The sequence below is a fragment of the Streptomyces sp. NBC_01428 genome (genome assembly GCF_036231965.1).
GTDB lineage: Bacteria > Actinomycetota > Actinomycetes > Streptomycetales > Streptomycetaceae > Streptomyces.
Genome location: NZ_CP109499.1, coordinates 5,826,272 through 5,838,401 on the forward strand (window position 1 = coordinate 5,826,272; position 12,130 = coordinate 5,838,401).

A 12,130-nucleotide genomic window follows, 5' to 3' on the forward strand; every position below is an offset into this window, starting at 1 on the left:
GGGACGGTCCCTGGGCCGGGGCTCAGGGGCGCCACGCCACCCGATGTTCCTCCAGATGGGACAACACGGAGTGGTTGGCCTCCCAACCGTCCGGGAACTTCACCGTGACGCCCAGCTGGACCGGCTCGGTCGAGGGGTGGTCGTCCAGCAGGTCGCCCACGCCCTCGCGGCACACCACGATGCAGGCGTGCCGGTGCCGGGAGGCGAGCACGCACAGCCGCCCGGTCTCCAGATGGAACGCCGTGGCGTCGGGCCGTCCCGACAGCGGGTGCAGGACGACCGTGACGTCGAACTCCCGCCCCTGGAGCCGGTTCGCCGTGTCGACGGTGACGTCCGTGACGCCGAGGCCCGACAGCGCCGCGCGCACGGCCGCGGCCTGGTCCCGGTGCGCGGTGCCGACCGCGATCCGGTCGGCGGTCAGCGGCACCGGATCCGGCGCCCGCTCCGAGGTGGCCGCGCCGCCCCGGTCGAGCAGCCGCCGGACGACCTCGGCCACCGCCCGTACGGCCTCCGGGTCCGTGCGCGGAGTGTGCCGGGCGGGGAGCTGGAGCAGACCCCAACCGGACTCCGCCGCCTCGTCGATGACCCGGTCGGTCCCCGAACCGTCCGACGGGACACCGAAGTTCAGCCGCCGGTCGGCGTGACCGGTGCCGCTGCGGAACGGCGTGTACGGATAGAAGGCGTCCGAGACGAGCGGGGCCGCCGACGCGGGCAGCCGCCAGGACACCGGCAGCCGGTGCTGCGGCAGGTGCGGATTGTGGGCGAGCAGCGTCGTCACCGCGGACGCGGACGGGTCGTACGACAGGCCGGCCCACTGCTCCGAGCCGACGATGGCGAACGGGTCCAACTGGCCGGGGTCACCGACGAACAGCGCCCGCTCGAAGAGTCCCGCGACGGCGAGCAGCGCGTCCGAGCGCATCTGGTACGCCTCGTCCACGATGGCGTGCCGCCAGGGCTCGACCCCCTTGACGTGGGCCCACTTCGCCGCGGTGGAGATGACGACGTCCAGGCCCGCCAGGTCGGCCGCCTTCGTCGACTTGCGGACCTGGTCCAGGCCGTCGAGCGCCTTGTCGTACGGGTCGGAGTCACTGCTGTGCAGCCGCCCCACCGGCACGTCGGGGGCCTTCTCGGCGATCCGCAGCACCAGGTCGTCGACCTGGGCGTTGGTCTGCGCGATGACCATCAACGGGCGCCCGGCCGCGGCCAGTTCGAGAGCCGCGCGGACCACGAGCGTCGACTTCCCGGCGCCGGGAGGCGAGTCGACGACGACGCCGCGGTCGGTGCCGTGCAGGGTGTCGCGCAGGATCGCGTCGGTGGCGCGGGCGGCCTCTGCACCCGGGTCGAAGACGGCGGTCACAGGACGTCCTCCTCGGTCACCGGGTCCGGCAGCGGCAGCGCGTCCGGCTCACCCGGTGGCCCCCCGTGCGTCCACGGCGTGTCCTCCGGGTCGGGCAGCTTGGCGCCGCCGCGCTGCTCGTGCTCGAAGAGGGTGAAACAGAGGAGGTCCCCCTTCTCCGGCACGGACCCGGCCTCCGGCTCCTTGCCCCGGCCCATCTTGTCGGTGATCCGCAGCACCACGGCGGCACCCTCGTCCTCGTACCCCACGAACTCCGCGGACTGCGGTTTCCCGCCGAGCGAGCGGTACACCTTGGCCCGCTCGCCGAGGTGCGGGCGGTCGTCGGTGCGGACGGTGACCAGGGGGCGCGGACTCGGCCGCTTGCCCTCGCTGTACGCCATGACGACGTCGGTGACCTCGCCCGCGAACGCCTCTCCGGAGAGCCGCCGTCCCGCCATCACCAGCGGGTCGTCCAGCGCCTCCTGCGCTTCCAGGCGCGCCTGTTCCCGCTCGCGGGTGGCCAGCTTGTTCGCCGCGGTGACGGCGTCGTCCCGGCGCGGCTGCGGCGGCTCGCCCGCCACCACCCGGTCGCGGTGACCGGTGAACGACCAGCGGTCCCGGGTCCACCGGTCGGCCGCGCGCGGTCCCTCGGGCAGGGAGCGCAGCAGGTCGAGCCCGTGCCAGACCGCGTCCCAGGTGGGCCGGGTGACGCTCGCGACGAGATCACGGATCCGCCGCTCGGCCGCGGTCAGTTCACCGAGCCGGTCGTCCGCCTCGACGCCGTCCTCGGCGGCGGCGAACGCCGTCCGCGCCCGGTCGTACGCCTCGATGGCGGGGGCGAGCAGCTGGTTGTCGAAGGCGGGGTCGGTGGCGGGGCCGGCGGGCGGCCACACCAACTGGCCCCGGGTGTCCCGCTGGAGCTCGGCCCGCACCGCGGCCTCGGCGCCGGGCTCGCCCTCCGGAGGGTCGATCCAGGCGAGCAGTGCCCCGAGGTGCTGGTCCTCCAGGCTGCTCTGGCCGGTGGCCCAGTGCCGCGCGAGCACGTCGGTGAGAGCGAGCAGCAGGGCGGAGCCGGGCACCCGGGCCCGCTCCCCGAAGTGGGTGAGCCAGCGCCCGGACAACGGCACCCGCGGCGGCGCCGGATGCGGTGCCTCGGGATCCTGCTCGGCGGTGCGGCGGAACCGGGTGGAGCGCCCGAGGAGCCGCACGAACTCGATGCCCGCGCGGCCCGGCACGATCAACTGCGGCGCGTCCGAGCACAGTTCGACCTCGACCTTGACGCGCTTGCCGGTCTCCGGGTCGGTGTCGCTGCGCTCGGCCGCCTCGACCACGTCCGCGAACGTGTCGATGTACGGCAGGACGACGTCCGCCAGCTCGGCGAGGAACGCGAACCGCAGGTCGCGGTCGCGGGGCTGCGGCACGACCAGCAGCCGCGGCGCGTCCCGGTCGGTGCCGACGAGCGCGCCGAGCGGCGCCCCCGCTTCGCCCGCGGTGGTCAACGGCACGAACACCAGCGGCCGCTCGACGAGATGGCGGTGCAGCACGGTCGCGGTGGGCTGCGCCCGGCCGCTCTCGACGGCCTCCAGCCGGGCGAGCGTGGAGATCAGCGACATGCGCCCGCCTCCCGGCCGTCGCCCGACGCGGCGGTCGCCGACACCTGGGCCGGCACGGCGACCCGGCCGCCGAGCGCCTCCGCCCGCAGCCGGGCCGCTCTCCGCAGCGCCGCGACGGCCGGGTCCGCCGGATCGCCGGCGTCCCCGTGCGCCGCCGCGAGGACGTCGGTCACCGTCGTGAGACCGCCCAGCTCGGCACGCAGCGAACGGCCCAGGGACGTCACCACGCCCCGCGCGCGGGAACGGGCCCGGCAGTGGAAGGCCAGCTCGCAGGCGGACAGGCATTCGGGCGCGTACGTCGCGGGAACCGCCTCGACGGCCGTGATCAGCTCCTCGGCCGGGAGGTCGGGGGAGAAGCAGCTGCCCTCGGGCAGGGCCGCCGCGATGTCCTCGACCCGGGTGAGGCGCGCGAGCTGCCGGCGGGTGACGGCGCGCTGCTTGCGCACGTCGACGGCCGAGGCGGTGGGGAGGTTGGAGAAGTCCTTCGGGCAGACCAGCAGGACGCGGTGGCGGACCTCGGGAGCGGGATCGAGGCGGGCCGCGACCTCCTCCAGTGCGAGGACGTACACCGCGGACTGCCGGGCGGCGGCGCCCACCTTCGCCGGGTCGGCCGAACCGTCCAGCATCGGGAACGACTTGATCTCGACGACCGTCCAGCCGCCGTCGGGGTGCACGACCACCGCGTCCGGCTCCAGGAACGCGGCGGAACCCGCGACGTCCAGGGCGAGCATCGGATGGTCGAGCAGCGTCCAGCCGCCGGTGCCGGTGGCCTCGCGCAGGGCGAGGGCCGTACGGGCGGCACGCCCCTCGGGGCCGATCGCGCTCAGGTCGGGCACGGTACCGGAGCCGGGTGCCTCGGCGCCGGGGTCGAGCTTCTCGTGCACCAGCCGCAGCAGCTCGGCACCGCCGTCGGCCTTGACGCGGGCCTCGAACGCGTTGCCCCGCATGAAGGCGAACTGCGACTGGCCGAACGCGGACGGCGCACCGAGCGCGCCCGCCAGCTTCGCCTTGTCGACCCCCGCGCCGTCCAGCAGGGCCCGGCGGTCGCAGCCCGGGTTGGCCGCGAGCGCCGCGAGGGCGCGCGCGTCCAGTGCCTTCGGTGGGACGTCCGGACCGCGCAGCTCAGCGAGCTGCTGCCGCAGCGCCGTCCCCCGCGTCCGCGGGAGAGGCACCCGGCTCGGCTCCCGGTCCGGATCGGGACTCGCGCTGTCGGGGGATGCGTTCACCCGGGGAAGTCTGGCACCCCGCACTGACAATCGCGGAACCCTCGCCCCGCGCGACACCCGCGACCCACGGGACACGGCCCTCGAAGAGCGACCACAGGCGGTTCGCCGTGCGCATCACGAACGGGGTCAGCAGCAGGCCGACGCCCATCACGGCGGCGCCCGCGACGGCGTCCAGGAAGTAGTGGTTGGCGGTGCCCATCACGACGATCGTGGTGAACAGCGGATAGACGACACCGGCGACCTTCGCGGCGGGCGTACGGCCGTGGCGCCACAGCATCACGCCGCACCACAGCGCCCAGCCCACGTGCAGGCTCGGCATCGCCGCGTACTGGTTCGTCATCCCGCCCATGCCGCGCGGGGCGCTCGCCTCGCCGCCCCACCAGCCGTAGTCGCTGTACTGGGCCATGGTGTCGACGAAGCCGTGCCCCGGCGACAGCAGGCGGGGCGGGCACGTCGGCAGCAGCGTGAAGCCGATGAGGCCGATGAACGTGGAGGTCATCAGCCAGGTGCGGGCCGCGCGGTAGCGGACGGCCCGGGAGCGGAACAGCCAGACGAGGATGGCGGGCGTCACCAGGTAGTGCAGTGACGCGTACCAGAAGTCGGCGGGCACGCCCAGCCAGGCCTCGCGCGTGAACAGCCGGTTCAGCGGGTGCTCGGCGTTGAGGCGGAGGACCTTCTCGATCCGCAGGATCTGCAGGCCGTGGTCGACCGCGCCGGCCGTGTCGCCCCGGGCGAGCAGCCGGCCCGCCGAGTAGCACGCGTACACGAGGACTATCAGCGGGAGCTCGGTCCACCAGCGGAGCCGGCCCTGCGCGGCCGCGGACCTGCGCAGCTCGGTCCACCGGCGCAGCCGGGCGCGTGGTGCCGCCTCCGTACGCGGTGCATCGGTCTGCGGCATCCGATCGCCCTCCCCCATCTGCTCGTGGCCCTTCGTCTCGTCTGTCGTGACCCGACAGTCTGCAGTCTGCTGACGGCGGTGTGTGGCCACATGGGATTTTACGGTGCGTGCGGCCGCCCCGAAGGGGCGCCCCCGGTCCTCAAAGACGCGGAGATCGCCCCCCGGGTTGCCTCGCGCGCCGGTGCGCGATGATGGAGTGACCGACTTGTCAGCGGTTCCGAGTGCCCGTCCCCTCGCGCCGCCCGTCCCGGAAAGGCTCTTCTCCATGGCACCGCGCATCCTGCTGGCCCGGCACGGACAGACCGAATGGTCGCTGTCCGGAAAGCACACCGGCAGGACCGACATCCCCCTCCTCGACGAGGGGCGGCGCGGCGCCAAGCTGCTGGGCGAGCGGCTGCACCGGCCGCCCCTGGACGGGCTCCGCGGTGTCGAGGTGCGCACCAGCCCGCTGGTCCGCGCGCGGGAGACCTGCGAACTCGCCGGTTTCGGGGACCGCGCCGACACCTGGGACGCGCTCATGGAGTGGGACTACGGCGCCTACGAGGGGATGACCCCGGCCGAGATCCAGGCGGTCCGGCCCGGCTGGTTCATCTGGCGCGACGGGGTCCCCGGGGGCGAGACCCTGGAACAGGTCACCGCGCGCGCGGACGAGGTCGTCTCCTGGGCCCGCTCCGCCGACCGTGACGTGCTGGTCTTCGCCCACGGCCACATCCTGCGGTCGATCGGCGCCCGCTGGCTCGGACTCCCGCTGGACTTCGCGGCCCGCGTCCGCCTGAACCCGACCTCGCTGTCGGTGCTCGGCTGGGCCTACGGCGAGCCGGCCATCGAGACGTGGAACGACTGCGGACACCTGAGCGTCTGAGCGGCGATTCCGGCGATTCCCGCGGCTCCGGCGGGTTTCACGCCGTGCGCGGCAGGCTCGCGTGGCGGTCCAGGAACGCCGAGACGCCCGAGGCCCTGCGGTGCGGGAGCAGGACCCGGGCCGTGCCCGCCAGCATGGTCTGGATGCGGGAGGACTGGACCTCGCTCAGCAGCTCCAGGACGCGCAGCCCGGCGACGGCGGCCTCGTCCGGCCGCCCGCCGCGCGCCAGGTCGTCGGCCAGCTCGGCGGTGTAGAGGGCGATGTTGCGGGTGAAGTGCGGGTCCTGGAGGTCGGCCGCGCGGCGGGCGTGCCGGGCCGCCCGGGGCCAGTCGCCCAGCATCGACCAGCACTGCGCCTCCAGACCCTCCAGTTCGGCCTCCCCGTAGAACGTCATCCACTCGGGGTCCGTCTCGGCGGGGCCGCGCTCGTAGAGGGCGTGCGCACGGGCCATCGCCTGCTCGCAGCTCCTGCGGTCGGCGAGTCCCGCCCAGCCGCCCGCCTCGCGCAGCGCGAGCAGCGAGAGCAGGCGGGGGGAGCCGAGGGGGCGGGCCGCGCGCTGGGCCGCCTGGGCCGCGCGCACCGCCTCGCGCGGGCGGCCGGCGTCACGGGCGAGGAACGCGGTGTTGCAGAAGGCGTGCGCTTCGAGGCCCCCGTCGTCGGCCGTCCGCGCGGTCGCGAGCGCCTCCGCGTAGTGCGAGCGGGCGTCGTCGAAGCGCCCGGAGTCGTGGGCGAGCCAGCCCACCGAGATGGCCAGTTCTCCCGCGCCGGAGTACAGCCGGTCGGCGGTCGCCCGCCGGGTGGTGCCGGCGTCGAGCAGCTCGTAGGCGGTGCGCAGCGGGGCCGCCGCGCGCCGGTACAGGCCGTCGGCCCCGTGCCGGTCGTCGAGCAGCCGGATCTTGCGGACCGCCTCCTCCAGGGCGCCGGCCTCGGAGGTTCCCGCGCGGTGGACCCGCCGTTCGGCGGCCGCGGCGCTGTTGCCGAAGGCCACCGCGAAGGGTCCGAGTGAGGCCGCCGCCACGGTGGCGGTGCCTCCCGTCATGAATGCGCGACGCTGCACGTCGCTCTCCTCGTGGTTCTGACCGTTTTCCTCGTACGGGGCGTACGGATCGCATCCGGGATGCGGGTCGTACGGGGCGTGCGGATCGTGCGCGGCGTACGGGGGCTGCGGCTCGTAGGGGGTGGGGTGATGCGGGTTCGGCGTCTCGTACGTCCCTCGTGCCTCGTCCGTCTCATACGAGGCGGGCGAAGGGCTCGTGGGGTGCTCGGGGAGCGCCTCGTCCGTGCCCCGCGCCCCGCGTCCGCGTACCCATGAGCGGGGTGCGAAACCCAGGTCGGTCAGCGTGCGGCCGGGGAACATGTGCAGGAACACCCGCTCGTACGCGTAGTTGGGACAGCGGATCTCGCCCGCCTCGACGCGCCCGATGTAGCGCGCGTCGCAGCTCACCCGCTCGCCGATGTCGCGCGCGGCCCGCCGGACCAGCGCGGCGAACTCGCCGGGGGAGCGCGGGCCGCGCAACCGCCTGAAGGCGAGATTCGGCCGGGGTGGCCTGGGGGACGGGGACGAGGTCATCGTTGACGACGCCATGGCCGGGCCCTCTCTTGCGAACCGTCGAACCATGCCGGAGGCGGGGCGAGTTGCCCGGGTTGTGCCCAGTAGATGCCTGCTTCCGGCGGGGCAAGAACGTACCTGCTGTGACAACGCCACCACGCTGGGTTTGGCTACAAACCGGATATCTCATCCACGATCCGCCATGAACTGCCATCCTTTGCGGCGCAGTTTCGCCGTAGCCGTTGACGTCCTGGCGCGTTGAACCCGATGGACCGGGAGCCGCCCGAACTCCCGACCCACTCGTCATGAGGAGGGGTTCCGTTGGAGGCCGGGATGCAGATCAGGCAGAGCACCGAGGCACGTACACCGCTGTCGACGGCACAGCACGGACCGTCCCCGGAGTACGGCGCCCCCCAGCGCCCGGTCGCCGAGTGCGACCTCGTGACCGTTCCGGCACGTCAGGGGCTGGAGGCGGTCGACATTCTGCGCCGCGGCGCCTGCGACGCCGTGGGGCCCGTGCTGCACGACGACGACTGCGACACCCTCGGCTTCCTGGTGCCGCCGGGCACCGCGGACGCCTGGGACGTGCCGGGCAGCACCTGCACACAGACGGAGGGCCGCGGCCTGCGGCTGGCCCCCGAGCCCCCGGTCGAGGGCTCGGACTGGCTCCTGCCGCCCGGCGAGGCCGACCTCGCCACCGACCCGGCGGTGCTGCGGGCCGCACTGGGCGAGGCGGCCCGGCTCATCGAGGCCGCGGACGGCTGCCAGTGACCGCGCCCGCCGCCCGCCGTCCGTCCCCGGTGACCCGCCGCTGAGCCGAGCCCCCCGCGCCCCCCGATAATGGCGGGATGGCACGGGCGAAGAACCAGCGGTCGGACGACCGCCGCGACACGGGACGGGCCGCGCGGCGCGGTCAGGCGGCCGAGGCGGTCGTCGAGACCGTCGACGGCGGGCTCGCCGAGCTGCTGCCCGACCGGGACCGGGCGCGCGCCTGGACGCTGCTCATCGACGGCGCCCCGCAGTCCCACGTGGACCTCGACGACCCGTCCTACCTGAGCTTCGAGTACCAGCGCCGCCTCGGCCACGTCATCGACCTCGTCGCACCGACGGGCAAGCCCGTGCAGGCCGTGCACCTCGGCGGCGGAGCGTTCAGCCTCGCCCGCTACGCCGCCGCGACCCGCCCCCGGTCCACCCAGCAGGTCGTCGAGCGGGACGCCGCCCTCGTCCGACTGGTCCGCCGCGAGCTGCCGTTGGACCCGAACGCCCGGATCAGAGTGCGGTCCACGGACGCCCGCGAAGGTCTCGCCAAGGTGCCCGACGGCTGGGCCGACCTGGTCATAGCGGACGTCTTCAGCGGCGCGCGCACCCCGGCCCACCTCACGTCCGTCGAGTTCGTCACCGAGGTCCGCCGCGCTCTGAAGGCCTCCGGGGTCTACGCCGCGAACCTCGCCGACGGACCGCCGCTCGCCCACCTCCGCGGCCAGATCGCCACCGTGGCCGCCGTCTTCCCCGAACTCGCCCTGATCGCCGACCCGGCGGTGCTGCGCGGCAAACGCTTCGGCAACGCCGTCCTCGTCGCCTCCGGGCTGCCGCTCCCGGTCGCCGAACTCACCCGCCGCGCGGCCTCCGACCCGCACCCCGCGCGGGTCGAACACGGCAGGCAGCTCGCCGACTTCACGGGCGGCGCCGTGCCGGTCACCGACGCGGTGGCCGTGGCGTCACCGGCCCCGCCGCCCTCGGTCTTCCGCTGACCCGGAGCCCCATCCACGGCAGGACCGGGCCCGGCGGGACGTCAGTACGTCCCGATCTCCACGCGGGGCGGCCCGTCGTGCCAGGTGCAGAACACCGACACCCGGTCCGCGCCCGCGGAGTACTCCACGCGGATCCACGACTCGGTCTTCCACACCTGCATCGACCAGCCGGCCTTCGGCGTCGCCGAGACCAGCGTCGCGTAGGCGGGACCGATGTCGAAGACCGCCCGGCCGCCGTCGGTGTCGTAGCTCTTGACCTGGCCGGAGGCGCTGGGGGAGGCGGGCGGGGGGCTGCCGCCCGGTGTCGCGGACGCCGACGGTGTCGCGCTCGGCCGCGGCGTCGCCGACGGCCTGCCCGACGCCTTCTTCGACGGCTCGGCCCGATGGGTCGAGGAGGCCAGTGGCTTCGACTCCTGCGTCGTCGCGCCGGCCGCCGTGATGGGCAGGGCGCGCGGCGGGTCGTACGCCGTCCCCGTCATCACCGTGTGCACACCCCACCACGACAGTGTGACCGCCGCGCCCGTGGCGAGCGACCACGCGAGTACGTGTACGAATCCTCTGCGCATCGCGGCCATACTGCACCACGCGCCCCACGGGTGTCTCAGGGACCCGGCACCGCCGGGAGGCGCCGCGGACGTCCGGCCGGGATTGTCCACAGGTGCCCGGCACAGGTTGTCCACAGGCACCCTGGGCCATCGCCCGGATGGGCTACGGTGCCGCCCATGGCAAGTGTGCTCGTGGTCGAGGACGACCAGTTCGTGCGCTCGGCCCTCATCCGGCATCTGACCGAGGCCGCACACACCGTGCGCAGCGTCGGTACGGCCCTGGAGGCGCTGCGCGAGGTCGCCCATTTCTCCTTCGACGTCGTGATCCTCGACCTCGGACTGCCCGATCTGGACGGGTCCGAGGCGCTGAAGATGCTGCGCGGCATCACCGACGTGCCGGTCATCATCGCCACCGCGCGGGACGACGAGACGGAGATCGTCCGCCTGCTGAACGACGGCGCGGACGACTACCTGACCAAGCCGTTCTCGGTCGAGCACCTGTCGGCGCGGATGGCCGCCGTGCTGCGCCGTTCCCGCACGAGCACGGCCGACGCCCCGCCGTCCACGGTCATCCGCGTCGGCGGCCTCGCCATCGACCCGCTGCGCCGCCAGGCCGAACTGGACGGCGTACGACTCGACCTCACCCGGCGCGAGTTCGACCTGCTCGCCTTCCTCGCCGGCCGCCCCGGCGTCGTCGTCCCGCGCAAGGAGCTGCTCGCCGAGGTGTGGCAGCAGGCGTACGGCGACGACCAGACCATCGACGTCCATCTGTCCTGGCTGCGCCGGAAGCTGGGCGAGACGGCGGCACGGCCGCGCTATCTGCACACCCTGCGCGGCGTCGGCGTGAAGCTGGAGCCGCCGAGAGCGGAGCGACCGCTGTGAGGTGGGCCCTGGTCAAGGTCTGCGTGGCGGTGACCACGATGGTCGTCGTCGCCTTCGCGGTGCCGCTCGGCCTGGTCATCAAGGAGATGGCACGCGACCGGGCGTTCTCGAACGCCGAGCGGGAGGCCGCCGCCATCGCGCCCGCCCTCTCCATCACCACCGACCGGGACGAGCTGGACCGCGTCGTCGCCTCGGCCGGCTCGGACGCGGGCATCGGCGTGCACATACCCGCCGCCGACCGGGAACCGGCGGTCGAGATCGGCAAGCGGCGTGCCGCCGCCGAGGACATCGCCATGACCCGCAAGCTCGGCCGGGCCTCCACCACGGAGGTGGCCGGCGGATCGACCCTGCTCCAGCCCATCGCCATCAGCTCGGGCGAGATCGCGGTCGTCGAGGTGTACGTCCCCGAGGCCGAGGTCAGCAACGGCGTGGGCACCGCCTGGGCGGTCCTCGCCGCGGTCGGCGTCGCGCTCATCATCGGCTCCGTGGCGGTCGCCGACCGGCTCGGCATCCGTATGGTCCAGCCCGCGCAGCGCCTGGTCGAGAGCGCGCACGAGCTGGGCGAGGGGAAGCTGGGCTCCCGGGTGCCCGAGGAAGGGCCCACCGAACTGCGGCTGGCCGCCGTCGCGTTCAACGCGATGGCCGACCAGGTCGTCCAACTCCTCGCCAACGAACGAGAGCTGGCCGCCGACCTCTCGCACCGGCTGCGCACCCCGCTGACCGTGCTCCGCCTCAACACCGCCTCGCTCGGCGACGGTCCGGCGGCCGAACAGACCCGGGCCGCCGTCGAGCAGCTGGAGCGCGAGGTCGACACGATCATCCGGACGGCCCGGGACGCCAAGCCGCAGACCGCGGCGATCGGAGTCGGCGCCGGCTGCGACGCGGCCGAAGTGGTCCGTGAGCGGATGGACTTCTGGTCGGCGCTCGCCGAGGACGAGGGCCGCAAGGTGCGCGTGGCCGGGGTGGACCGGCCGGTCCGCATCCCCGTGGCCCGCGCCGATCTCGCGGCCGCGCTCGACGCCCTCCTCGGCAACGTCTTCCGGCACACCGCCGAGGGCACGGCGTTCGCGGTCGACGTGCACAACGGCGAGGACGCGGTGATCGTGCTGGTCTCGGACGCGGGACCCGGCATCGTGGACCCCGAGGCCGCCATGGCGCGCGGCCGCGGCTCGGGCAACGACGGCTCGACCGGGCTCGGCCTGGACATCGTGCGCCGGCTCGCGGAGTCGACCGGCGGTGACGTACGGATCGGTTCCTCCGTGCTGGGCGGGACCGAGGTGCGCATCTGGATCCAGCTGGACGGCCGGGCGCCGGTCCGCCGCGGCCACCGGGGGACGGTCCGCCGCCGCAGGCGCGGCGCCGGCGTGAGCTGAGCACGCCCGACGAGAAACGGAGCTCCGGCCGCGGGTGACCACGACGGACCGGCCGTCCGGTCGCGGCCGCGCGCCGGGACGATCCGCCCCGCGCC

11 protein-coding genes are annotated in these 12,130 nt (G+C 74.5%); 5 read left to right on the forward strand and 6 right to left on the reverse strand.

Going from position 1 to position 12,130, the window contains the following annotated elements; translation table 11 throughout:
- Nucleotides 1–22: 22 nt before the first annotated feature.
- Genes OG406_RS25295 through OG406_RS25310 form a run of 4 tightly spaced genes read right to left on the reverse strand, consistent with a single transcriptional unit; the run spans nucleotide 23 to nucleotide 5,073 of the window.
- On the reverse strand, nucleotides 23–1,357 hold the full coding sequence (locus OG406_RS25295) for an AAA domain-containing protein (protein ID WP_164370643.1): 1,335 nt from the start codon (nucleotides 1,355–1,357) through the stop codon (nucleotides 23–25).
- A complete protein-coding gene (locus tag OG406_RS25300) occupies nucleotides 1,354–2,949 on the reverse strand; it encodes a hypothetical protein (RefSeq protein WP_327409746.1) in 1,596 nt (531 codons plus the stop codon). The genes OG406_RS25295 and OG406_RS25300 overlap by 4 nt, the downstream gene beginning before the upstream one ends.
- Nucleotides 2,940–4,121 carry a hypothetical protein gene (locus tag OG406_RS25305; RefSeq protein WP_329187919.1) on the reverse strand — a complete coding sequence of 394 codons (1,182 nt, stop codon included), beginning with the start codon at nucleotides 4,119–4,121 and terminating at the stop codon, nucleotides 2,940–2,942. Before OG406_RS25305 ends, OG406_RS25300 begins: the two co-directional genes overlap by 10 nt.
- Complete coding sequence (locus OG406_RS25310; RefSeq protein ID WP_081217431.1) at nucleotides 4,072–5,073, reverse strand: phosphatase PAP2 family protein; 1,002 nt, start codon at nucleotides 5,071–5,073, stop codon at nucleotides 4,072–4,074. The genes OG406_RS25305 and OG406_RS25310 overlap by 50 nt, the downstream gene beginning before the upstream one ends.
- Nucleotides 5,074–5,338: 265 nt before the next feature.
- On the opposite strand from OG406_RS25310, the gene OG406_RS25315 reads away from it, so the two are divergent.
- Complete coding sequence (locus tag OG406_RS25315) at nucleotides 5,339–5,935, forward strand: histidine phosphatase family protein (RefSeq protein WP_081217430.1); 597 nt, start codon at nucleotides 5,339–5,341, stop codon at nucleotides 5,933–5,935.
- Nucleotides 5,936–5,972: 37 nt separating this feature from the next.
- On the opposite strand, the gene OG406_RS25320 is transcribed toward OG406_RS25315, so the two are convergent.
- Nucleotides 5,973–7,520: a DUF3824 domain-containing protein gene (locus tag OG406_RS25320; RefSeq protein WP_329187920.1), complete on the reverse strand. Its 1,548-nt coding sequence runs from the start codon at nucleotides 7,518–7,520 to the stop codon at nucleotides 5,973–5,975.
- A gap of 297 nt (nucleotides 7,521–7,817) precedes the next feature.
- Between OG406_RS25320 and OG406_RS25325 the strand changes: the two genes are divergently transcribed.
- Complete coding sequence (locus OG406_RS25325; protein ID WP_164370639.1) at nucleotides 7,818–8,255, forward strand: hypothetical protein; 438 nt, start codon at nucleotides 7,818–7,820, stop codon at nucleotides 8,253–8,255.
- A 77-nt stretch (nucleotides 8,256–8,332) separates the two neighbouring features.
- Nucleotides 8,333–9,235 (forward strand): spermidine synthase, encoded by a 903-nt coding sequence (locus OG406_RS25330; protein ID WP_267050890.1) that lies wholly within the window; start codon nucleotides 8,333–8,335, stop codon nucleotides 9,233–9,235.
- Nucleotides 9,236–9,276: 41 nt separating this feature from the next.
- Here the strand turns inward: OG406_RS25330 and OG406_RS25335 are convergent, their stop codons facing one another.
- Entirely contained in the window at nucleotides 9,277–9,801 is a 525-nt protein-coding gene (locus OG406_RS25335; RefSeq protein ID WP_164370637.1) for a hypothetical protein, read from the reverse strand.
- Between the two features lie 156 nt (nucleotides 9,802–9,957).
- Between OG406_RS25335 and OG406_RS25340 the strand changes: the two genes are divergently transcribed.
- On the forward strand, nucleotides 9,958–10,662 hold the full coding sequence (locus OG406_RS25340; RefSeq protein WP_081217427.1) for a response regulator transcription factor: 705 nt from the start codon (nucleotides 9,958–9,960) through the stop codon (nucleotides 10,660–10,662).
- The gene (locus tag OG406_RS25345; protein WP_164370636.1) at nucleotides 10,659–12,035 is read left to right on the forward strand and encodes a sensor histidine kinase; all 1,377 of its coding nucleotides are present in this window, start codon (nucleotides 10,659–10,661) and stop codon (nucleotides 12,033–12,035) included. The genes OG406_RS25340 and OG406_RS25345 overlap by 4 nt, the downstream gene beginning before the upstream one ends.
- The last annotated feature ends 95 nt before the right edge of the window (nucleotides 12,036–12,130 follow it).

Bases quoted from the DNA above. Each gene is read 5' to 3' on its own strand.
- OG406_RS25340 (WP_081217427.1), top strand. From the start codon at position 9,958: ATGGCAAGTGTGCTCGTGGTCGAGGACGACCAGTTCGTGCGCTCGGCC.
- OG406_RS25335 (WP_164370637.1), bottom strand. From the start codon at position 9,801: ATGCGCAGAGGATTCGTACACGTACTCGCGTGGTCGCTCGCCACGGGC.
- OG406_RS25330 (WP_267050890.1), top strand. From the start codon at position 8,333: ATGGCACGGGCGAAGAACCAGCGGTCGGACGACCGCCGCGACACGGGA.
- OG406_RS25325 (WP_164370639.1), top strand. From the start codon at position 7,818: ATGCAGATCAGGCAGAGCACCGAGGCACGTACACCGCTGTCGACGGCA.
- OG406_RS25300 (WP_327409746.1), bottom strand. From the start codon at position 2,949: ATGTCGCTGATCTCCACGCTCGCCCGGCTGGAGGCCGTCGAGAGCGGC.
- OG406_RS25310 (WP_081217431.1), bottom strand. From the start codon at position 5,073: ATGCCGCAGACCGATGCACCGCGTACGGAGGCGGCACCACGCGCCCGG.
- OG406_RS25320 (WP_329187920.1), bottom strand. From the start codon at position 7,520: ATGGCGTCGTCAACGATGACCTCGTCCCCGTCCCCCAGGCCACCCCGG.
- OG406_RS25315 (WP_081217430.1), top strand. From the start codon at position 5,339: ATGGCACCGCGCATCCTGCTGGCCCGGCACGGACAGACCGAATGGTCG.